Annotated in this window: 22 protein-coding genes; 11 read left to right on the top strand and 11 right to left on the bottom strand. The window is 65.8% G+C overall.

Going from position 1 to position 19,641, the window contains the following annotated elements:
* Positions 1 to 3: 3 nt before the first annotated feature.
* From G467_RS0100455 to G467_RS0100445, 3 genes are read right to left on the bottom strand one after another with little or no spacing between them, the layout of a single operon-like run.
* Positions 4 to 513: a cupin domain-containing protein gene (locus G467_RS0100455; protein ID WP_022967765.1), complete on the bottom strand. Its 510-nt coding sequence runs from the start codon at positions 511 to 513 to the stop codon at positions 4 to 6.
* A 19-nt stretch (positions 514 to 532) separates the two neighbouring features.
* The gene (locus tag G467_RS0100450; protein WP_022967764.1) at positions 533 to 922 is read right to left on the bottom strand and encodes a VOC family protein; all 390 of its coding nucleotides are present in this window, start codon (positions 920 to 922) and stop codon (positions 533 to 535) included.
* 10 nt (positions 923 to 932) lie between these two features.
* On the bottom strand, positions 933 to 1,721 hold the full coding sequence (locus G467_RS0100445) for an enoyl-CoA hydratase-related protein (protein ID WP_022967763.1): 789 nt from the start codon (positions 1,719 to 1,721) through the stop codon (positions 933 to 935).
* A 138-nt stretch (positions 1,722 to 1,859) separates the two neighbouring features.
* Here G467_RS0100445 and G467_RS0100440 point away from each other — a divergent pair, with 138 nt between their 5' ends.
* From G467_RS0100440 to G467_RS14885, 3 genes are read left to right on the top strand one after another with little or no spacing between them, the layout of a single operon-like run.
* The gene (locus tag G467_RS0100440; protein WP_022967762.1) at positions 1,860 to 2,099 is read left to right on the top strand and encodes a FeoA family protein; all 240 of its coding nucleotides are present in this window, start codon (positions 1,860 to 1,862) and stop codon (positions 2,097 to 2,099) included.
* A gap of 4 nt (positions 2,100 to 2,103) precedes the next feature.
* Positions 2,104 to 3,936, top strand: coding sequence for a ferrous iron transporter B (feoB, locus tag G467_RS0100435; protein WP_022967761.1), 1,833 nt, complete (start codon positions 2,104 to 2,106; stop codon positions 3,934 to 3,936).
* Positions 3,933 to 4,220, top strand: a complete 288-nt coding sequence (locus G467_RS14885; protein WP_022967760.1) for a DUF6587 family protein — start codon at positions 3,933 to 3,935, stop codon at positions 4,218 to 4,220. The genes feoB and G467_RS14885 overlap by 4 nt, the downstream gene beginning before the upstream one ends.
* Positions 4,221 to 4,232: 12 nt before the next feature.
* Here G467_RS14885 and G467_RS18265 read toward each other — a convergent pair whose 3' ends face one another.
* The 7 genes from G467_RS18265 to G467_RS0100395 form a co-directional block, all read right to left on the bottom strand.
* The gene (locus tag G467_RS18265; RefSeq protein WP_022967759.1) at positions 4,233 to 5,399 is read right to left on the bottom strand and encodes a J domain-containing protein; all 1,167 of its coding nucleotides are present in this window, start codon (positions 5,397 to 5,399) and stop codon (positions 4,233 to 4,235) included.
* On the bottom strand, positions 5,396 to 7,096 hold the full coding sequence (locus G467_RS0100420) for a molecular chaperone HscC (protein ID WP_022967758.1): 1,701 nt from the start codon (positions 7,094 to 7,096) through the stop codon (positions 5,396 to 5,398). Before G467_RS0100420 ends, G467_RS18265 begins: the two co-directional genes overlap by 4 nt.
* A gap of 86 nt (positions 7,097 to 7,182) precedes the next feature.
* Entirely contained in the window at positions 7,183 to 8,790 is a 1,608-nt protein-coding gene (locus tag G467_RS0100415) for a carboxyl transferase domain-containing protein (RefSeq protein ID WP_022967757.1), read from the bottom strand.
* A 163-nt stretch (positions 8,791 to 8,953) separates the two neighbouring features.
* Positions 8,954 to 9,313: a hypothetical protein gene (locus G467_RS0100410; protein WP_022967756.1), complete on the bottom strand. Its 360-nt coding sequence runs from the start codon at positions 9,311 to 9,313 to the stop codon at positions 8,954 to 8,956.
* Positions 9,314 to 9,439: 126 nt separating this feature from the next.
* Positions 9,440 to 10,615, bottom strand: coding sequence for a thiolase family protein (locus tag G467_RS0100405; RefSeq protein WP_022967755.1), 1,176 nt, complete (start codon positions 10,613 to 10,615; stop codon positions 9,440 to 9,442).
* Between the two features lie 242 nt (positions 10,616 to 10,857).
* On the bottom strand, positions 10,858 to 12,015 hold the full coding sequence (locus G467_RS0100400; RefSeq protein ID WP_022967754.1) for an isovaleryl-CoA dehydrogenase: 1,158 nt from the start codon (positions 12,013 to 12,015) through the stop codon (positions 10,858 to 10,860).
* Between the two features lie 130 nt (positions 12,016 to 12,145).
* Positions 12,146 to 13,246: a Glu/Leu/Phe/Val dehydrogenase dimerization domain-containing protein gene (locus G467_RS0100395; protein ID WP_022967753.1), complete on the bottom strand. Its 1,101-nt coding sequence runs from the start codon at positions 13,244 to 13,246 to the stop codon at positions 12,146 to 12,148.
* Between the two features lie 210 nt (positions 13,247 to 13,456).
* Between G467_RS0100395 and G467_RS14880 the strand changes: the two genes are divergently transcribed.
* The 5 genes from G467_RS14880 (at position 13,457) to G467_RS0100370 (ending at position 16,810) form a co-directional block, all read left to right on the top strand.
* Positions 13,457 to 14,278: an RNA polymerase sigma factor gene (locus G467_RS14880; protein ID WP_155844804.1), complete on the top strand. Its 822-nt coding sequence runs from the start codon at positions 13,457 to 13,459 to the stop codon at positions 14,276 to 14,278.
* Positions 14,275 to 14,739, top strand: a complete 465-nt coding sequence (locus G467_RS17240) for a cupin domain-containing protein (RefSeq protein WP_022967751.1) — start codon at positions 14,275 to 14,277, stop codon at positions 14,737 to 14,739. The genes G467_RS14880 and G467_RS17240 overlap by 4 nt, the downstream gene beginning before the upstream one ends.
* A 79-nt stretch (positions 14,740 to 14,818) precedes the next feature.
* Positions 14,819 to 15,268 carry a COG4315 family predicted lipoprotein gene (locus tag G467_RS14870; protein ID WP_022967750.1) on the top strand — a complete coding sequence of 150 codons (450 nt, stop codon included), beginning with the start codon at positions 14,819 to 14,821 and terminating at the stop codon, positions 15,266 to 15,268.
* Positions 15,269 to 15,291: 23 nt separating this feature from the next.
* Entirely contained in the window at positions 15,292 to 16,212 is a 921-nt protein-coding gene (locus tag G467_RS0100375) for a DUF3034 family protein (RefSeq protein ID WP_022967749.1), read from the top strand.
* Positions 16,213 to 16,222: 10 nt separating this feature from the next.
* Positions 16,223 to 16,810 carry a group I truncated hemoglobin gene (locus G467_RS0100370; RefSeq protein WP_022967748.1) on the top strand — a complete coding sequence of 196 codons (588 nt, stop codon included), beginning with the start codon at positions 16,223 to 16,225 and terminating at the stop codon, positions 16,808 to 16,810.
* 68 nt (positions 16,811 to 16,878) lie between these two features.
* On the opposite strand, the gene G467_RS0100365 is transcribed toward G467_RS0100370, so the two are convergent.
* Entirely contained in the window at positions 16,879 to 17,763 is an 885-nt protein-coding gene (locus G467_RS0100365) for a LysR family transcriptional regulator (protein WP_211214039.1), read from the bottom strand.
* Between the two features lie 136 nt (positions 17,764 to 17,899).
* Between G467_RS0100365 and G467_RS0100360 the strand changes: the two genes are divergently transcribed.
* The 3 genes from G467_RS0100360 (at position 17,900) to G467_RS0100350 (ending at position 19,630) form a co-directional block, all read left to right on the top strand.
* Complete coding sequence (locus tag G467_RS0100360; RefSeq protein ID WP_022967746.1) at positions 17,900 to 18,451, top strand: carboxymuconolactone decarboxylase family protein; 552 nt, start codon at positions 17,900 to 17,902, stop codon at positions 18,449 to 18,451.
* Positions 18,452 to 18,538: 87 nt separating this feature from the next.
* Positions 18,539 to 19,003: a nuclear transport factor 2 family protein gene (locus G467_RS0100355; RefSeq protein ID WP_022967745.1), complete on the top strand. Its 465-nt coding sequence runs from the start codon at positions 18,539 to 18,541 to the stop codon at positions 19,001 to 19,003.
* A 6-nt stretch (positions 19,004 to 19,009) separates the two neighbouring features.
* Positions 19,010 to 19,630: a pyridoxamine 5'-phosphate oxidase family protein gene (locus G467_RS0100350; RefSeq protein ID WP_022967744.1), complete on the top strand. Its 621-nt coding sequence runs from the start codon at positions 19,010 to 19,012 to the stop codon at positions 19,628 to 19,630.
* Positions 19,631 to 19,641 lie beyond the last annotated feature (11 nt).

Here is a 19,641-nt window from a genome sequence, read left to right as displayed (position 1 = left end):
CGTTTATTCGCCGTCCCAGTAGTCGAGGCTCGTACCCGGGCGGGAAACGTAGCGGAAGATGTCCGGCTTGCCGTCGGCGCCGGGCGCGATCGCCATGACCCCGAACTTGCCCGAGTCGGGGTAGTCGCAGATTTCCGGCGACATTTTCGTGCTGACGGCGAGGTAGCGCAGGTCGCTGTCGCCGGTGTTGATGATCTGATGCGCGGTATCGACGCCGCCGGGTGGGCAGGCGATGACGTCGCCGCGGCGGATCGGGTGCGTCTGGGTGCCGATGCGGACTTCGCCGCGGCCTTCGAGGATGAAAAACATCTCCTCGTTCACCCGGTGGTTGTGCAACGGAAACGCGCGCTTGCCGGCCGGGACGACGGTGAGGTTGTAGCCGAGCTTCTGTGCGCCGACCACCGTGCCGATCTGGCCGAAGCTCGCGCCGAAACGCGCGGCCTGCGCGTCCGGAACCGGGAAGCCCATGGGTGCGAGTTCGACCTCGTCGAGGTTGAGTATCGGTTTGCTCATGACGTGAGGGTCCGTGGAGTCAGGCCGGGGTGTGGCAGACGGCTTCGATGTTGTGGCCGTCGGGGTCGATGATGAAGGCGCCGTAGTAGTTCTCGTGATAATGCGGGCGCAGGCCCGGCGCGCCGTTGTCGCTGCCGCCGGCGGCGAGCGCGGCGACATGGAAGGCGTTGACCTGTGCGCGCGTGTTCGCCTGGAAACAGATGTGCATGCGGCCACGCAGGGCGTCGCCGGAGCTGATCCAGAACTGCGGGCGACTGCGCAGGCCGAAGCCGGCGTGCGAGTCCTGACTGCCGGTCATTTCCGGCGTCACTTCGAGCACCAGCCCGTAACCGAGCGGGGCAAGTACATGGTTGTAGAACGCCTTGCTGCGCGCGTAGTCGGACACGGGGAAACCGATGTGATCGATCATGCGGAACTCCTCAGTCGGTCCAGGGCGGGGATTGTTTGGCGAGGAAGGCGCCGAGGCCGGCCTGGCCTTCCGACGACACGCGCAGGCGTGCGATCAGGGCGGCGTTTTCCGCATCGATGCGTTCGGCATTCGCGGCGTCCATGCCGGACATGCGCAGCGCCAGCTGTTTGGCTTCGTGTTGGGCGACCGGACCGCCTTTGCCCAGCCAATGCAGGGCGCGATCGACGGCGTCGTCAAAGGCGCCGGTTTCAACGCGCTGGTGCAGCAGGCCGATGCGTTCGGCTTCGCCGGCGTCGAATACTTCCGCCGTCACGAACAGGCGGCGCGCCTGGCGTTGCCCAACCGCGGCGATCACGTACGGCGAAATCACCGCCGGCACCAGCCCCAACTTGACCTCGCTGAGCGAAAACTTCGCGCCGTCGACGCCGATGGCAATGTCGCAGCAAGCCACCAACCCGACGCCGCCGCCGTAGGCCGAGCCGTTCACGCGGGCGAGGGTGGGTTTGCTGAGGAAATTCAGCGTGCGCATGAGCTTGGCCAGGCGCAGGGAATCGGCGAGGTTGTCGGCCTCGCTGGCGCGGGCCATGCCGCGCATCCAGTTCAGGTCGGCACCGGCGGAGAAGGTCGAACCGGCACCCGTCAGCACGACGGCGCGCACGCCCGGATCGGCGTCCAGAGTGAGCAGGGCCTGGGTGAGATCGGCGATCAGCGCCTCGTCGAAGGCGTTGTGGACTTCCGGGCGGTGCATCGTGACCCGGGCGACGCCGCCCTGGCGCGAGATCTGGACGGTGTCGGACATGCAGGCCCCACGCGCTGGAAAGTTCGAATGATAGCCGGATTGGCGATTCCTCCCCGTCGGCCCGGACGGGGCCGGACGGTCGCCAAGACCCGGGTCTTGCGTATAATGAGAACAATTCTTATTCGTGGATGTTCGCCCGTGCGCCTTTCCGAGCTTGCCAAGGGGGCTGCTGCCGTCGTCGAAGGGGTCGAAAACGTCGCGGCCGTCGACGGGATCGCCAAGCGTCTGCGCGACTTGGGCTTTGTGAAGGGCGAGCCGGTGCGCATCGTCGCGCAGGGCCCGGTCGGTGCCGAGCCGCTGCTCGTGCAGATCGGCTATACGCGCTTCGCCTTGCGCCGCAGCGAAGCGGCGCGCATCCGCATCGTGCTCGAGGCCTGAGCGAATGAGCACGATGCGCATCGCCCTGGTCGGCAACCCGAATTGCGGCAAGACCGCGCTGTTCAATCAGCTCACCGGTAGCCACCAGAAAGTCGCGAACTACGCCGGCGTCACCGTCGAGCGTAAGGAAGGCCGCATCACCGCGCCCTCGGGTCGCGTGATCCAGGTGCTCGATCTGCCGGGTGCCTACAGCTTCGACGCGGCGAGCCCGGACGAACAGATCACGCGCGACGTTTGCCACGGCAACTTCCCCGGCGAAGCGGTGCCGGATCTGATCGTTTGCGTCGCTGATGCCACCAATCTGCGTCTGCACCTGCGCTTCGTGCTGGAAGTACGCCGGCTGGGCCGGCCGATGGTGCTGGCGCTGAACATGATGGACGCCGCACGCCGGCGTGGCATCGTGATCGATGTCGCCGCGCTGTCGCAGCGTCTGGGTCTGCCGGTCGTGGAAACGATCGCGGTCAAACGCGGCGGGGCCGAGGCCTTGGTCAGGCAGCTCGATGGCGACCTGCCCGCGGCGCCCGCGGTCAATACCGATTCGGATGCCGAGTTGCATGCGCAGGTGCGCGCGCTGATCGACGACACCGTCGTGATGCCGCGGCGCACAGCCGAGATCGACGACGCGCTCGATCGCTGGGCCCTGCATCCGGTCTGGGGCCTGGTGATGCTCGCGGTGGTGATGTTCCTGATCTTCCAGGCGGTTTTTTCCTGGGCGGCACCGCTCATGGACGGCATCGAAGTCGCCACGGGCGCAATCAGTCATCTAGTCGGCGGTCTGTTGCCCGATGGTTTGCTGCGCAGTCTGATTGTGGACGGCATCATCGCCGGCCTCGGCGGGGTGGTGGTGTTCCTGCCGCAGATCCTGATCCTGTTCCTGTTCATTCTGGTGCTCGAAGAATCGGGCTATCTGCCGCGCGCGGCGTTTCTGCTCGACCGCACGATGTTCGCGGCGGGCCTGACCGGGCGCTCGTTCATCCCCCTGCTGTCGAGCTATGCCTGTGCGATCCCGGGCATCATGGCCACACGCAGCATCCAGGATCCACGCGATCGCCTGACCACGATCCTCGTCGCGCCGCTGACCACGTGCTCGGCGCGTCTGCCGGTGTACGCGTTGCTGATCGGCGCGTTCATTCCGCAGCGGGAAGTCGCCGGCATTTTCAATCTGCAGGGCATCGTGCTGTTTTCGCTGTACGTGCTCGGCATCCTCAGCGTCATGGCGGTGGCCTGGGTCATGAAAGCCCTGCGCCGCGACAAGAGCGAACATGCGTTGCTGATGGAACTGCCCTCGTATCGCGTGCCGAACGCGCGCGACGTCGCGATCGGCCTGTACGAGCGCGCGATGATCTTCCTCAAACGCGTCGGCGGCATCATCCTGACGCTGACTGTGCTGCTGTGGTTCCTGTTGAACTTCCCGGGCGCGCCGGTCGACGCCACGCTGCCCGCGATCGACTACAGCTTCGCCGGACGCATCGGCCACTTCATGGAACCGCTGTTCGCGCCGATCGGTTTCAACTGGCAGATCTGCATCGCCCTGGTTCCGGGTCTCGCGGCGCGCGAAGTCGCAGTGTCGTCGCTGGCGACGGTGTACGCGATTTCCGGCGCCGACGAGGTTGCCGCGCAGCAGCTGGGCACGATCATCGGCAGCCAGTGGTCGCTGGCGACGGCACTGTCGCTGCTGGCCTGGTACGTGTTCGCACCGCAATGCCTGTCGACGCTGGCGGTGATCCGGCGCGAGACCAATTCCTGGCGCAACGTCTTCATCGCGGCGGGTTATTTGTTCGCGCTGGCTTACCTGGCCTCGTTCATCACCTACCAGGTAGCGAGGGCGCTGGCTTGAGCGACTCCCTGCAGCTGCTGATCGTCGGATTGATCGTCGCGGTATGCGCCTGGCGTGCGATCAAGCGCTACGCGCCGAAGACCGCATGGCGGTCGCAGGCGGGCCTGTCGTATTTCTTCGAACGCAAAGGGCGGCCCGCGTGGTCGCGTGCGTTCGGACACTGGCTGCGCCCGACTGAAGTCGCGACCGGCGATGGTTGTGGCAGCGGTTGTTCGACCTGCGGCGGTTGCGCGACCAATCCGGTCGAAAAACCCAATCCCCTGCACATCCGTCTGCAAGGTTGAGCTTGCGGCGTCCTACTGCGCCGCCAGTCGTGCCAATTGCGCGGCCAGGAACACCAGCCACAGCCACCGCCAGTCGAAGCCCGACCCCGGTGCCGCGCGTCCTTCGGCGATGGCCTGTTGCTTGCGGAAAACGCGGGTCCGGTTCCAGGACACCAGCCACCAGAGCGCATACAGCACGATAAAAGCCGGAAGCGCGAGCGTCGCCGAATCGGGCAGCAGGCAGATCAAGGCCACGACGAGCAGGATCTGCAGCGCACCCGCGATCGCCCGGCGCGCACCAATGCGCGAAGGGTCGGCTTGGTCCAGCCAGAACTGCACGGCCTCGGGATCGGCGACGCGTTGCTGGTAGTCAACCGGCACGGTATTGAGCTCGGCGGCGATTTCCCAGATGCGCGTCGGCAGGCCCGGAACCAGGGTCACGAACACGCGGCGGCCGGCATGCAGCGGGCGTTGCAGTTCGCGGAACAGCAGCCGGTCGATCACCGAGCCGCGACCGTCGCGGTAGCGGTGCGCGATCGCATTCGGACGCCAGTAGCGTTCGGCATGCTGCTGCGCGGCCTCAATGAAGTGGTCGAGTTCGTAACTGCGCGAACCGACGGTGTCGAGCCGGAAAAAATGCAGGAGCGCGGCCAGCCATTTCGGCAACAGCGGGCGTTCGGCACTGGCCAGATATTCCATGAGCGGCCAGGCCAGCTGGTCTTTGAGCGACAGCGAATACAGATCCGGATGGCTGTCCAGCCAATGCTGGAACGCCGGGAGTTCACCGTCGGCGGCCTGGTGCAGCTCGGCGATGAAGCGCGCGAAATCGAAGGTCAGGACTTCGGTTTCGCCGTCGTCGGCCAGCGCGGGCTCGGCAGGCGGCGAAGTCTCCGGCAAGGCTTCCATGGCGGGTATTTCCGCCGCGGGCTCGGGCGCAGCGAACACCGGCCACAGGTCGACCGACGCGTCTTCGCCTTCGTGTTCGCCGGTGGGATCGGTGTCGGCGTTGAGCAGCCCGGCTTCGTTCAACAGATCACGATGCCGGGCCTGTTCCAGCGCGGCCTGATAGGCCTCGTGCAGGCGCTGGAAGCCGGCGGCGTCGTCGTCGGGTCGGGTCTGCTTGAGCTTCGCGGCATACGCGCGCTTGATCTCCACGATCGTCGCGCGCTTGGTCAGCCCCAGATACCGGAACGGACTCATTCGTCGAAGCTCGCCTCCAGCGCATCCAGCGCCGCGCTGAAATCCTGGCGATGGCGGGCGATGCTGGCCATGTCCTGGCGATCGAGCTCGGCGATGAACTGCACCAGCCATTGCTGCACCTGTTCGCGCGTCGCGCCCAGGCTCTCGGCGTAAAGACGGTCGGCGCGGGCGATCAGGGCGAGGTTTTCCTGGTGGTCGCGCGGATGCACTTTCAGCGCAGCCAGGCTGTCGAGCCGACTGCGGATCTCGGCCTGGGTCAGCACGCCCGCGTTCTGCTGCAGGATCAACTCGTGCTTGCCTCCCGTGGACAGCACCGTCGCTTCGACCTGCAGCACGCCGTTGACGTCGTAGGTGAAGCGCACCTCGACGATATTGTCGGTCGGCTCGCGTTTGGGCGGCAGCTTGATCTGCAACTGGCCCAATCGGATGTTGTTGGCCACCAGCGGGCTCTCGCCCTGAAAGACATTGAGTTCGAGCAGGGTCTGGTTGGCCTGCATCGGCTGATACGTTTCGGCGCGGCTGACCGGTACCGAGCAGTTGCGCTCGATGATCGGCGAGAACACGCCCGGCGTGATGCGGCCGTCGGCATCGCGGCGACTGATCTCCACGCCCAAGGTGTATGGGCAGACATCGGTCATCACGATTTCTTCGAGGGCGGCATCGCGCGCCTTCATACCGGCCGCGACACAGGCACCGAGCGCGATCGCCTGGTCGGGATCGACGTGACGCATCGGCAGGCGACCGAGCATGCGCGCGACCAGACGTGCGACGACCGGCATGCGCGAGGCGCCGCCGACCAGCAAAATTTCATTGAGCTGGTCAGGGCGCAGCTTGGCGTCGCGCATCGCGCGTTCGATCGGCTGGCGCAGACGCTGCACCAAGGGTTCGGCCAGGGCTTCAAAGCGCTCGCTGCCCAGGCGCCATTCCCGCGTCTGGCCGTCGATCTCGGCTTCGATGGCGACATCGCCCTTGCCAGTGAGCTGGCGCTTGGCGCGCTCGAGTTTGCTCAGCAACTGCGCGCGCAGGGGCGGCGCGAGCGATTCGGGCTTGAGCTGCCAGTCGGCGCAGCAAGCCTGCAGCATCAGTTCGAGGAAATCTTCGCCGCCCAGGTGGTTGTCGCCGGCACTGGCATGCACCTGCATGACGCCGTCGAAGATCTCCAGGATGGAGACGTCGAAGGTGCCGCCGCCCAAGTCGAGCACGATGAAAGTCGAGCCACTGAGCCGCTCCTGCAGACCATAAGCAAGCGCCGCGGCCGTGGGTTCGTTGATCAGGCGTTCGACGCGCAGTCCGGCGAGTTCGCCGGCCGCACGCGTGGCCTTGCGCTGGGCATCGCCGAAGTAGGCCGGCACGCTGATGACGGCCTCGGTGATCTTTTCGCCCAGATGCGCCTCGGCGTCGGCGACCAGGCTGCGCAATACCAGCGCCGACAGTTCTTCGGGGCGAAAGGACTTTTTGCCGAGGCGGGTTTCCCTCGGCGTGCCCATCCAGCGCTTGAAGGCCGCGACGCTGTTGCCCGGCTGCGTGACCAGGCGATCGCGTGCGGCGCGCCCGACCAGCACCGTGCCGTCGGGATCGACGCTGATCGCCGACGGCGTCAGGAATTCGCCGAGGGCGTTGGGGATGAGGCGGGGGCCGTCGGGGCCATAGACGCCGATCAGCGAGTGGGTGGTGCCGAGATCGATACCGACGAGCATTCAGACAAATCCGGTGGAGGTGGTCGCCGCGCCGGGCGACGGCAGGCAGGTGGCGCGTAGCGCGGGAGGCAGTCGTGCAGCGTGGACTACATCCGGAACACGCCGAAATTCGATCGTTCGATGGGCGCATTGAACGAAGCGGACAGCGCGAGTCCGAGCACGCGGCGGGTATCGGCCGGATCGATGATGCCGTCGTCCCAGAGACGTGCGCTGGCGTAGTAGGGATGGCCCTGGCGTTCGTACTGGTCGCGGATCGGGGCCTTGAAGGCCTCCTCGTCCTCGGCGCTCCAGGTTTTTCCGGACGCTTCGATGCCGTCGCGCTTGACGGTCGCGAGCACGGACGAAGCCTGTTCGCCACCCATCACGCTGATGCGCGCGTTCGGCCACATCCACAGGAAGCGGCCGCCGTACGCCCGACCGCACATCGCGTAGTTGCCGGCGCCGAAGCTGCCGCCGATCACCACGGTGAACTTGGGCACATGCGAGCACGCGACCGCCGTGACCATCTTCGCGCCGTCCTTGGCGATGCCGGCGTTCTCGTATTTCTTGCCGACCATGAAGCCAGTGATGTTCTGCAGGAACACCAGCGGAATATTGCGCTGGTTGCACAGCTCGATGAAATGCGCGCCCTTGAGCGCCGATTCCGCGAACAGAATGCCGTTGTTGGCGACGATGCCGACCGGGTAGCCGTGGATATGCGCGAAGCCTGTCACCAGGGTCTTGCCGTAGCGCGCCTTGAACTCCTGGAACTCCGAGCCGTCGACGAGGCGCGCGATGATCTCGCGGATGTCGAACGGGCGGCGCGTGTCCTTGGGAATGATGCCGTACAGCTCGTCGGCCGCGTACACCGGTTCGGTGGCCGGCTGGACGGCGACGGGCAGGGTCTTCTGGCGATTGAGATGCGCGAGGATGTCGCGCGCGATCGCCAGCGCATGCGGGTCGTTTTCGGCCAGATGGTCGGCGACGCCGGACACGCTCGTATGCACTTCGGCACCGCCCAGCGATTCGGCGTCGACGATCTCGCCGGTCGCGGCTTTTACCAGCGGCGGGCCGCCCAGGAAGATGGTGCCCTGGTCGCGCACGATGATGCTCTCGTCGCACATCGCCGGCACGTAGGCGCCGCCCGCCGTGCAGCTGCCCATGACCACGGCGATCTGCGGAATGTTGAGCGCGCTCAGGCGTGCCTGGTTGTAGAAGATGCGGCCGAAATGTTCGCGATCAGGAAACACCTCGTCCTGCAGGGGCAGGAAGGCGCCGCCGGAATCGACGAGGTAGACGCAGGGCAGGCGGTTTTCCAGGGCGATTTCCTGCGCGCGCAGATGCTTTTTCACCGTGGTCGGAAAGTAGGTGCCGCCCTTGACCGTGGCGTCATTGGCCACGACCACGACTTCCTGTCCGTGCACACGGCCGATGCCGGTGATGATGCCGGCGCAGGGCGCCTGGCCCTCGTACATGCCTTCGGCGGCGAGCGCGGAAAACTCCAGAAACGGCGAGCCCGGATCGAGCAGCGCGCTGATGCGTTCGCGCGGCAGCAGCTTGCCGCGTTCGGTGTGCTTGGTGCGGGCTTTTTCGCCGCCGCCGAGGGCGATGCGGTCCAGGGTGCTGTCCAGATCGGCGACCAGGGCTTTCAGGGTGTCGGCGTTGTCCCGGAATTCGGGACTGCGCGGGTCGATCTGGGACGGGAGGACGGGCATGGGCGATCGCTTCCTGGCTGATCGGGCGAGTTTAAAGGCAGGCTCCGGATGCGCCTAGCACTGCGCTGGCTGGACGGGTGCGGCGGTGCCGAATCGCGGGCATGAAAAAAGCCGCCGACTTGCGTCGGCGGCTTTCGTTTTCGACAGAAGTCGAAAGGCGATATTACTTCTTGTCGCCTTCGGCCTTCATGTCAGCAGCTGCGTCGCCAGCAGCGGCGGCAGCGTCGGTCGCAGCAGCAGCGGCGTCCGTAGCAGCGCCAGCGGCGGTGGTGGCGGCGTCAGCGGCGGTCGCAGCAGCGTCCGTCGTGGCAGCAGCGGCGTCGGTAGCGGCGTCGGTCGCGGTGGCGGCGGCGTCGGTAGCGGCGGCAGCGGCGTCAGCAGCGGCGTCGCTAGCGGTGGCAGCGGCGTCGGTCGCGGTGGCGGCGGCGTCGGTGGCGGTGGCAGCAGCTTCGTCGGCCGGCTTGGTGCAGGCCGTCAGGGCCAGGCCAAGAGCCAGGGCGAGCAGGGTTTTGTTCAGGGACATGGGTGATTCCTCGTCTAGACGTTAACGTTTGTTAATAACAAAACGTGCGCGAAGGCGCACGTGCTGGATATGATGACAATATCTTTGCTTTAGTCAAGCGATTCCTTGCGGGCCCGGAACGGCCGGTCAGGGCAGTTCGATCGCCAGTGCCGTCGCCTCGCCACCGCCGATGCAAAGAGCCGCCACGCCGCGCTTTCCGCCACGCCGCTGGAGGGCATGAATCAGGGTCACGATCAGGCGGGCGCCGCTGGCGCCGATCGGGTGTCCCAGCGCACAGGCGCCGCCGTTGACGTTGAGTTTTTCGTGCGGGATGCCCAGTTCGCGCATCGGCGCCATCGCGACGGCGGCAAACGCCTCGTTGACCTCGAACAGATCGACCGAACCGACGTCCCAGCCGGCCTTCGCCAGCACCTTGGAGATCGCCGCCACCGGTGCGGTGGTGAACCACTCCGGCTCCTGCGAATGGGTGCTGTGCGCGACGATGCGGGCCAGCGCGGTCAAGCCGCGCGCCTGGGCCTGGTCTTCGCCGATCAGCACGAGGGCGGCGGCGCCGTCGTTGATGCTCGACGAGCTGGCGGCGGTGATCGTGCCGTCCTTCTTGAACGCCGGGCGCAGGGTCGGGATCTTGGCGATGTCGCAGCGGCCGGGCTGTTCGTCGGTGTCGACGACCACGTCGCCCTTGCGGCCGGTCACGGTCACCGGAGCGATCTCGTCGCGGAAGTCGCCATTGGCCTGGGCGGCCAGCGCGCGGCGCACGGATTCGGCGGAGAAGGCGTCCTGCTCTTCGCGGGTGAAGTGGTACTTGCCGGCGCAAAGTTCGCCGAACACGCCCATGGCCTGCTTGTCATAGGGATTGGTCAGACCGTCCCAGGCCATGTGGTCGAGCATTTCGGCGCTGCCGTAGCGGATGCCGGTGCGCGAGCCGTTGAGCAGGTGCGGGGCATTGGTCATGCTTTCCATGCCGCCGGCGACGACGACCTCGGCCGATCCGGCCTTGATGAGATCGGCACCCATCATGACGGCCTTCATGCCCGAGCCGCAGACCTTGTTGATCGTGGTCGCGCCCGCTGCCAGCGGCAGGCCGGCGGCGATGGCCGCCTGGCGCGCCGGGGCCTGGCCCAGACCGGCCGGCAGGACGCAGCCCATGATGACTTCCGAAACGGCTTCGGCCGGCAGGCCGGACTGGTCCATCGCCGCGCGGATCGCGGTGGCGCCAAGCGCCGGCGTGGGGACGCCCGTGAACTGGCCGAGCAGGGAACCGAGGGCGGTGCGCTTGGCACCGACGATGACGACAGAAGACATGGCGACTCCGGAAAGTGGCTGGCCGTGGAAGCGGCCGATACGGGTAAACCGAAATTATCCCACGAGCGCGGGCGGCGGGGAGAGGGGATTCGGTCAGGCCTGGCTGAAACGCCCTCGCAGCGGCGCCCTTGCGCTCGCGTTTCGAGTCGCCGCAGGTTACCGGCTTGGTCGAAACGCGAGCGCAAGGGCGCTTGATGGGCTGAGGTACACCATCGCAAAAGCTCGCGATGAGGAGCGTGGGGCTAGTGCTTGCCTTCGAACAGCTCGCGACCGATCAGCATGCGACGGATTTCGTTGGTGCCCGCGCCGATCGCGTAAAGCTTGGCGTCGCGCAGGATACGGCCGGTGGCGTATTCGTTGATGTAGCCATTGCCGCCCAGGGACTGGATCGCTTCCAGCGCGACCTGCACGCAGGCCTCGGAGGCGTGCAGCAGGCAGGCGGCCGGGTCGATGCGGGAGGCGTGGCCGGCGTCGAAATCGCGCGCGACCTGGTAGGCGAACGCGCGCGAAGACTGCAGCGCGGTGTACATGTCGGCGATCTTGCCCTGCATGAGTCCGAAGGTGCCGATCGCCTGGTCGAACTGTTTGCGCTCGCGCACGTAGGGCAGGGCGATGTCGAGCGCTGCCTGCATGAGGCCGAGCGGACCGCCGGTGATGACCAGGCGTTCGGTGTTCAGGCCGCGCATGAGCACCTTGACGCCTTCGTTGACCTCACCGAGCACGTTCTCAGCGGGAATCTCGCAGTCCTCGAACACCAGTTCGCAGGTGTTGGAACCACGCATGCCGAGCTTGTCGAGTTTTTGCGCGGTGGAAAAACCCTTCATGCCCTTTTCGACAATGAAGGCGGTCATGCACTTGCTGCCCGCGTCCTTGCCGGCGGTGCGCATGTAGACGACCAGCACGTCCGCTTCCGGGCCGTTGGTGATCCACATCTTGTTGCCGTTCGCGACCCAGGCATTGCCGCGCTTTTCCGCGCGGCAGCTCATCGAACCGACCACGTCGGAGCCCGCGCCGGGTTCGCTCATCGCCAGCGCGCCCTTGGACTCGCCGCTGCACAGGCCGGGCAGGTATTTCCGGCGCTGCGTTTCGTTGCCGTTCGCGTAGAGATTGGACACGCACAGGTTGGAGTGCGCGACGTAGGACAGACCGACGGAACCCGACGCCCGAGAAATCTCTTCCATCGCCACCAGATGCGCGAGGTAGCCGATATCGCTGCCGCCGTATTCGCCGGGCACCGTGATGCCGAGCAGACCCATCTCGCCGAGCTTGGGCCACAGGTCGGCGGGGAAGAGATTGTCGTGGTCGATCTGCGCGGCGCGCGGCGCGATCTCGCTGTCGGCGAAGCGGCGAACCGCGTCGCGGAGGGCGTCGATGTCGTCACCGAGGGGGAATGCGCGCATGGTTCGTCCGTGAGTTGAGAAAGAAACAGCACCACGTGGGAGCGGACCTGGCCGCGATCGCTTGTCGTTCGAAGCAAGCGATCAGCAGTTTGTCGCGGCCAGGTCCGCTCCTACATGGTTGGTGCGTGGATCAGTTGCCGCGGCGGCCCTGGAAACGCGGCGCCGTCTGGCCCAGGTGCGGCAGGCGCAGCTTTCCGATCGTGGTGATGCGCTCTTCGGCCATGCGGTCCGCAGCCTTGTAGGTCGGGATGTTGTCGCGCTTGCTGATCTCGAAGATGCGGCCGAGGTTGAAGTAGATCGTGCGCAGCATGCGCATCGCGCGTTCGCGGTTGTAGCCGTCGATCTCGAGCGAGACGTTCATCAAGCCGCCGGCGTTCACCGCGTAGTCGGGCGCGTACAGGATGCCCTTGCGCATGACTTCGTCGCCGATCTCGTCGGTGGCGAGCTGGTTGTTCGCCGCGCCGCAGATGACCTGGCACTTCAGGCGCGGCAGCGTGTTGGCGTTGACCGTGCCGCCGAGCGCGCAAGGCGAATACACATCCATGTCGACGTCGTAGATCTGGTCCGGGGCGACGGCTTCGGCGCCGTGGTCGTCGACCGCGCGCTGCACCAGTTCCTTGTTGATGTCGGTGACGAACACCTTGGCGCCGCGCTCGCGCAGCAGCTTGACGAATTCCATGCCGACATGACCGACGCCCTGCACGGCGTAGGAATACTTGCCCACGTCCTCGTTGCCGTACTTGACCTGCAGCGCGGCCATCAGGCCCTGCAGCGTGCCGTAGGCGGTGAACGGCGACGGGTCGCCCGAGCCGCCATGCACCTGGTGCACGCCGGTGACGAATTCGGTTTCGCGGAACACGTATTCCATGTCGTTGACGTCGATGCCGACGTCCTCGGCCGTGATGTAGCGGCCGTTGAGCGAATTGACGAAGCGGCCGAACGCGCGGAACAGCGCCTCGGACTTGTCCTTGCTCGGGTCGCCGATGATCACGCCCTTGCCGCCGCCCAGATTCAGGCCCGACACCGCCGCCTTGTAGGTCATGCCGCGCGACAGGCGCAGCACGTCGTTCAACGCATCCTGTTCGGTCGCATACGGCCACATGCGCAGGCCGCCGAGGGCCGGGCCGAGCACCGAGTTATGGATCGCGATGATGGCCTTCAGGCCAGCGTCCTTGTTATGGCAGAAGACGACTTCTTCGTGACCGGTTTGGGCGAGGGTTTCGAAAATCATGGGGAGCTCCGTGCTCGCGTGCGCTGAAACGACAACCGCTGACAGTGCGATTGGGCTTCAAAAAACGTCCGCAAGTGTATGTAATTTAAAGGATAGTTCGAACCAGGCCGGGGCGGGCAGGGCCGTCGGCGCGCCGTAGTGTAAAGCAATCGCTCTAACCGGGGTGCCGGCACGGGAAATCGGCTGCCATCGCGATCGCTGTCCGCTTTTGTGAAGACCGCCCGTTCCCTTTCTTGCCTGGCCGATTTGTCTCTCCCCGGAAACCGGCCGGCACAGACCCTTGAGCAGGGATTAGGCGGCCGCACTCCGGCCGCCTTTTTTTGTGCGCCGCCGCAGAGCGGCCCGGTCGGGATTGCAAACTGCCTTCACATCGTCGTGCACGTCGGGAATGTTGCAATGGCGGCGGACCTCTTCCTGCGCCCCGCCTTGACTACCTCCGCTGCCGAACTGCCCACCGCCTTCGCCGACGAAACGGCCCTGCAGCAGCTGCTGCAACAGATCGCCGACCGCAACACCGCCGCCCTCGGCGCCTTGTACGACCGCACGCTGGCGCGAACCTATGCGGTGATCCTGCGCGTCCTGCGGCAACCCGAAGACGCCGAGGAAGTCGTCAGCGATCTCTATCTGCAGGTCTGGGAGAAGGCCCGCGACTATCAGGCGACGCGTGGCACGGTGATGGCATGGATGCTCAACATGGCCTGGAGCCGCGCGGTCGACCGGCAGCGGCGCGGCCTGCGCCGCGCGCGCGACATCTCGCTGCATCCGGAAGACGGGGAAGAGGCGTATACGGATTGTGAAAGCCTCAACGCCGAGCAGGCGACCGAAGCCTGGACCTCGGCGCAGGCCATCCAACGGGCCTTCGCCGCGCTCAGCGAGGCACAACGCCGCGTATTGACCCTCGCCTTCCACGAAGACATGACCCACCAGGACATCGCCATCTTGACCCAGTTGCCACTCGGAACCGTGAAATCGCATGCGCGTCGAGGCCTGGCCGCGCTGCGCGAGGTTCTGGCGGCATGGAAGCCGGAATGAGCGAGCGTTCGACCCACGACGCGCTCCTGCTGGCGGCCATGGCGGGCCTGTTGCCCGAGCAAGGTCCTGCCGACGCCGTGCGCGAGCGATTGCGCGTCGACATCCTGCAGCGCGCTGGCGCCGCCCCGATCAACGTGATCCGCCGCGACGAAGGCGAATGGCGCGATCTGTTGCCCGGCGTGCAGATCAAGACCCTGCGCCGCGATGCGCAGACGCAGACCACCTTGTGGCGCGTGCAGCCCGGCGGCCGCGTGCCGCCGCATGTGCATGCGCACGAGGAAGAATGCCTTGTGCTCGAAGGCCGCATCGTCCACGACGGCGTTTCCTATTTCTCTGGCGACTACCTGCTCGCACGGGCCGGCGAAAGCCATAGGGTTTTCGAAGCGCCGGAAGGCGCGCTGTTCCTGATCCGCGGTGAGCCGATTCCCGATCCGGCCGTTTTGGCGCGCTTGCCGCGCTGAGTGCTGCATCCGGCGACGTGGATCCCTGCGTAAGCAACATCGAGGCCATTTGGGCCTGTCGCGAGTCCAGGGGATCCGCATGCATCGCAAATTTCTTCTTTGCCTGATCCTGGCCGGCGCCACCGCCTGCCTGCAGGCCGCCGAACCCGCGCCGGGCAGTCCGCCGATCCGCCAGCGCGCCGGCATTCTCGTCGACATCAAGGGGCGCGGGCTGTACACCTTCGACGGCGACAAAACGCCCGGTCGCAGCAGCTGCAACAACCAGTGCCGACTGCTGTGGCCGCCGATTCTTGCTGAGGCCGACGCGCAGCCCAAGCCGCCGTTCACCCTCGTCGTTCGTGACGACGGCACGCGTCAGTGGGCGTATCGCGGCAAGCCGCTGTACCGCTGGGCCTCCGATTACAAACGCGGCGATGCCGGCGGCGATGGCGTCAGCGGCGTCTGGCATCTGGTGCGTGTGACGGCGGCGGCGCCGAAACCCGCGACCACGACAACGCCGGCACGCGCCGACGGGCAGGGCATCCGATGAGTCGCCACAGGGAGATCGCCGCGATGTCGCATCGCTCTGATCGCGCGACGCGCCCGCGTCGCGCCTCGCTGTTTCTCGCCCTGTGCGCGCTGTCGCTGCCTGCATTCGCGCAGGACGCGGCGTCCGAAGAAGACATCGGCGTCGGCACCAGCGGCAAATTGCTGCTCACCGGCGGCGTCAGTCAGCTCGAAGGCGCGGCCGGTGGCGGTTTGACGCCCTGGGCCGTGATCGGCGGCAACGGTACGCGCGACCAGATCGGCGCGAACGCGTTCTACACGCGCGTCACGGTCGGCGATTACCATCTCGACGACTACGGCGCAATGATCGGCATCCGCGACCGCGTCGAAATCAGCCTGGCCCAGCAACGATTCGACACCGAGGACGTCGGCGCTGCGCTCGGCCTGGGCCAGGGTTACACCTTCCAGCAGAACGTGCTCGGCGTGAAAGTGCGCGTCGCCGGCGAAGCCGTACTCGACAGCGACAGTGCGATGCCGCAGATCTCGGTCGGTCTGCAGTACAAAAAAAACAATCGCAGCGGCGTGCTCGCCTTCATCGGCGCCGAGAGCGATTCCGGCACCGATCTGTACGTGTCGGCCACCAAGCTGTACCTGGGGCAGGGGCTGCTGCTCAACGGCACGCTGCGCTTCACCAAGGCCAACCAGATCGGCATCCTCGGCTTTGGCGGCGACCGCAACGACAGCTACAAGCCGCAACTGGAACTGTCGGCGGCGTGGCTGCTCAGCCGCAAGGTCGCGATCGGCGCCGAGTACCGCATGAAGCCCGACAACCTCGGCATCGCCAAGGAAGACGACTGGTACGACCTATTCGTCGCCTACGCCCCGAACAAGAATGTGTCGCTGACCTTGGCCTACGCCGATCTCGGCAACATCGTCATCAAGGACAACCAGCGCGGTTTTTATGCCTCGCTGCAGGTCGGTTTCTAAGGAGAGGTGCATGAACAACAAATCGATCGGCCTGCTACTCGGTCTGGCGTTCGCCCTCGCGGCGATCGCCCCGGTGCAGGCGCAGCAAACACCGACGCCGGCCACGCAGGCAGCGCCGGAAGAGGAAGTCATCGCCGAAGACGATGCGACTGAGGAAACTCCGGCGACGCCGGCCACGCCCGCGTCAACGCTGCCGATGCGCGACCCGACGGCGGCCGACCCGGCGAAGGCCGATCCTGCGCTATTGCCGGTCTACCGGCAGTTCGGGGAGGAAGCGGGGTTGGTCGCGCTGATGGACGAGTTCATGGTGTTGTTGCTCGCCGACGAGCGCACGCGACCATTTTTCGAGAACGCCGATCAGGCGGGCATCAAGAAGCACTTGGTCGAGCAGTTCTGCGTGATTCTCGGCGGCCCGTGCACGTACACGGGTCGCGACATGAAAAGCTCGCACGCGAATCTGGGTATCGATCGTGGCAGCTTCAATGCGCTGGTCGAGGATCTGCAAATCGCGATGAACAAACGCAAGATTCCGTTCGCGGCGCAGAACAAGCTGCTGGCGAAGCTGGCGCCGATGCATCGGGAGATTGAGACGCTCTAGCTCAGGAGGGAGATCTGCCAGCGATCATCCGAAGCCGATCCCGGGCACCCAGCCCGGGGAATTGAGCATCATGGGATTTCGGCAAGGCGTTCGCGCAGTCGCGGTGTCGCGAAGTCCAGGAACATGCGCAGTTTCAACGCCAGGCGTCGCTGACCGGCATGCACCAGGCTCACCGGCAGCGGCGCGGATTCGAAGTCACGAAGAATGGTCTGCAATTGCCCGCGACCCAGCGCTTCCCTGATCTGGTAGGAGAGCACGCGGGTCACGCCCGCGCGGGCAATGGCCGCGTCAATCGCGGCTTCGGCGGTGTTTACCCCGAGTCGCGAATGCACCGGAACGCGGACCTCGGCGCCATCGACGAGGAAGCTCCAGCTATCGGTCGAACCCATCGCATCGAAAGTGATGCAGTGATGACCTGCCAGGTCGGACGGCGCAGCGGGAAGTCCACGGGCGGCGAGGTAGTCCGGGCTGGCGCAGACCACGCGCGCGGTCGTGCCGAGGCGTGTTGCCACCAGGCGGCTGTCCGGGAGTGCTCCGACGCGGACGGCCACGTCGACGTGTTCCTCCTGCAAATGCACGATCCTGTCGCCGAGCACCAGGCGCACATCCACTTGCGGATAAACAGTCAGGAATTCGGTGATCACTGGCAGGACGTGCAGGCGACCGAACACGATCGGCGCGGTCACCACCAGATCGCCGCGTGGCTCGCTGAATTCCCCCGCGGCCGAGCGCTCGGCATCGTCGACGTCCTCGAGGATGCGTTTGCAGGCGACCAGATAGTCGCGACCAGCGTCGGTGAGCGTGAGGCGACGCGTGGATCGATTAAGAAGACGCGCTTTGAGGTGGCCTTCGAGGTCGGACAGCTTCCGGCTGACCGTGGCCAGGGGCATATCCAGCTTTCGGCTGGCGGCCGACAGGCTTCCGCCTTCCACGGCTTGCAAGAAGACGCTCATTGCTTCGAGTCGGTCCATCTAGAATATTCCATTTAATGGAAGGGTGGATTCATTATATGCCGGCTAGTTTCGTCAGGTGGAACTAAATACGCTCTCTTCACCGGGCCGAGCGCCCATCCACCGAAGAGAAAACGTCATGTCCCGCATCGCCATTCCCGCCGATATCGCCTCCGCTCCCGCCGCCTCCCAGCCCCTGTTGCAGGCCGTGAACCAGCAGATCGGTTCCGTGCCGAATCTGTTCCGCCTCGTATCGCTGAGTCCCGCCGCACTGGAAGGCTATCTCGGCATGTCCGGCGCCCTCGGAAAAGGCAGCCTGCCCGCCGCGACCCGCGAACGCATCGCGCTGGCCGTGGCCGAAGTCAACGGCTGCGCGTACTGCCTGTCGGCGCATGCTTTCCTCGGGAAGAACTTGGCCAAGCTCGACGACGCCGAGATCGCCGCCAACCGAGCCGGGAGTTCCAACGATCCGAAGGCTGCTGCGGCCGTTCAATTCGCCACCAAGGTCACGCAGCAACGCGGCAAGGTCAGTGCCGGGGATGTCGATGCTGTGAAAGCCGCCGGCTACAGCGATGCTCAGCTCATCGAGATCGTGCAGCACGTCGCGCTGAACACCTGGACGAATTACATCAACGAAGTCGCCAAGACCGACATCGACTTCCCCGTGGTCACGCTGCGACAGGCGGCTTGAAGCCTGCGTCGATCGCTTTCGCCGGCCGTGCCTCGCACGGCCGCTGAGCGGCCATGACCCGACTTTTCGGCACCACCGGATACCGCCATGCATCGTCCTCCGCTCCCGCCCTTCGACCTCGACTCCGCCTTGCAGAAGGTGCGCCTGGCGGAGGACGGCTGGAATTCCCGCGATCCTGTTCGGGTGGCCCAGGCGTATGCCCTCGACAGCCGATGGCGTAATCGCAACGTTTTCCTGCAAGGTCGCGAAGCCATCGAGGCCTTCCTCGTCAGCAAGTGGCAGCAAGAACACGAGTATCGCCTGAACAAGGAACTCTGGTCGTTCCGCGAAAACCGCATTGCCGTGCGCTTCGCCTATGAATGGCGGGACCCGACGGGCGCCTGGTTCCGGAGCTTCGGCAACGAGAATTGGGAGTTCGATGCGGATGGATTGATGCGCACGCGTTTCGCGAGCATCAATGACCTGTCGATCGACGAGGATGAGCGCTTGTTTCGCTGGCCGATGGGCAGGCGCCCCGACAGCGCGCCGTCATTGAGCGACCTTGGTTTGTGACCTGCGATGACGGCGGACATTCCTTCCAGCGATATTGCATTCACGGAGACCGTCAAGGGGCTGCAGACGGCCCGCGGCTCGCGGTCGGCCTATGCGCGGATGGAGCAGAACGGGTCCTGGCAGACGCGCATCACGCCGGAGCTCGCCGACTTCATCGCGGCGCAGCGCAGTTGCTTCCTCGCCACCGTCAATGCGGAAGGACAGCCCTACATCCAGCACCGCGGCGGTCCACCGGGGTTCCTGCGCGTGCTCGACGAGCACACGCTGGCCTTCGTCGATTTCGTCGGAAACCGCCAATACATCAGTAGCGGAAATCTGCTGGAGAATCCGAAGGCGCATCTGTTCCTGATCGACTACCGGCAGCGCCGGCGCGTCAAGATATGGGGCCAGGCACGCACTGCCGAAGCGGACGAAGCCTGGCTTGCCCGCCTCATGCCCGAGGGCTATCGGGCAAAACCTGAGCAGATACTGCTGTTCCAGGTCAGCGCCTGGGATGCGAATTGCCCCCAGCACATCCCCGTGCGTTTCGAAGCCGAAGATGTCTTGGCCGCCTTGAAGGAAAAAGACCAAGTCATCGCGCAATTGCAGGCGGACATCGAACGATTGCGCCAGAACCCGGAGCGCTGACCAGCGAGCAC

The organism is Arenimonas oryziterrae DSM 21050 = YC6267, assembly GCF_000420545.1.
GTDB lineage: Bacteria > Pseudomonadota > Gammaproteobacteria > Xanthomonadales > Xanthomonadaceae > Arenimonas > Arenimonas oryziterrae.
Note: the sequence above shows the minus strand (reverse complement) of the source record. Positions and strands in the feature narration are given on the sequence as shown.

Bases quoted from the DNA above. Each gene is read 5' to 3' on its own strand.
- G467_RS0100455 (WP_022967765.1), bottom strand. From the start codon at position 513: ATGAGCAAACCGATACTCAACCTCGACGAGGTCGAACTCGCACCCATG.
- G467_RS0100450 (WP_022967764.1), bottom strand. From the start codon at position 922: ATGATCGATCACATCGGTTTCCCCGTGTCCGACTACGCGCGCAGCAAG.
- G467_RS0100445 (WP_022967763.1), bottom strand. From the start codon at position 1,721: ATGTCCGACACCGTCCAGATCTCGCGCCAGGGCGGCGTCGCCCGGGTC.
- feoB (WP_022967761.1), top strand. From the start codon at position 2,104: ATGAGCACGATGCGCATCGCCCTGGTCGGCAACCCGAATTGCGGCAAG.
- G467_RS18265 (WP_022967759.1), bottom strand. From the start codon at position 5,399: ATGAGTCCGTTCCGGTATCTGGGGCTGACCAAGCGCGCGACGATCGTG.
- G467_RS0100420 (WP_022967758.1), bottom strand. From the start codon at position 7,096: ATGCTCGTCGGTATCGATCTCGGCACCACCCACTCGCTGATCGGCGTC.
- G467_RS0100415 (WP_022967757.1), bottom strand. From the start codon at position 8,790: ATGCCCGTCCTCCCGTCCCAGATCGACCCGCGCAGTCCCGAATTCCGG.
- G467_RS0100410 (WP_022967756.1), bottom strand. From the start codon at position 9,313: ATGTCCCTGAACAAAACCCTGCTCGCCCTGGCTCTTGGCCTGGCCCTG.
- G467_RS0100405 (WP_022967755.1), bottom strand. From the start codon at position 10,615: ATGTCTTCTGTCGTCATCGTCGGTGCCAAGCGCACCGCCCTCGGTTCC.
- G467_RS0100400 (WP_022967754.1), bottom strand. From the start codon at position 12,015: ATGCGCGCATTCCCCCTCGGTGACGACATCGACGCCCTCCGCGACGCG.
- G467_RS0100395 (WP_022967753.1), bottom strand. From the start codon at position 13,246: ATGATTTTCGAAACCCTCGCCCAAACCGGTCACGAAGAAGTCGTCTTC.
- G467_RS17240 (WP_022967751.1), top strand. From the start codon at position 14,275: ATGAGCGAGCGTTCGACCCACGACGCGCTCCTGCTGGCGGCCATGGCG.
- G467_RS14870 (WP_022967750.1), top strand. From the start codon at position 14,819: ATGCATCGCAAATTTCTTCTTTGCCTGATCCTGGCCGGCGCCACCGCC.
- G467_RS0100375 (WP_022967749.1), top strand. From the start codon at position 15,292: ATGTCGCATCGCTCTGATCGCGCGACGCGCCCGCGTCGCGCCTCGCTG.
- G467_RS0100370 (WP_022967748.1), top strand. From the start codon at position 16,223: ATGAACAACAAATCGATCGGCCTGCTACTCGGTCTGGCGTTCGCCCTC.
- G467_RS0100365 (WP_211214039.1), bottom strand. From the start codon at position 17,763: ATGAGCGTCTTCTTGCAAGCCGTGGAAGGCGGAAGCCTGTCGGCCGCC.
- G467_RS0100360 (WP_022967746.1), top strand. From the start codon at position 17,900: ATGTCCCGCATCGCCATTCCCGCCGATATCGCCTCCGCTCCCGCCGCC.
- G467_RS0100355 (WP_022967745.1), top strand. From the start codon at position 18,539: ATGCATCGTCCTCCGCTCCCGCCCTTCGACCTCGACTCCGCCTTGCAG.
- G467_RS0100350 (WP_022967744.1), top strand. From the start codon at position 19,010: ATGACGGCGGACATTCCTTCCAGCGATATTGCATTCACGGAGACCGTC.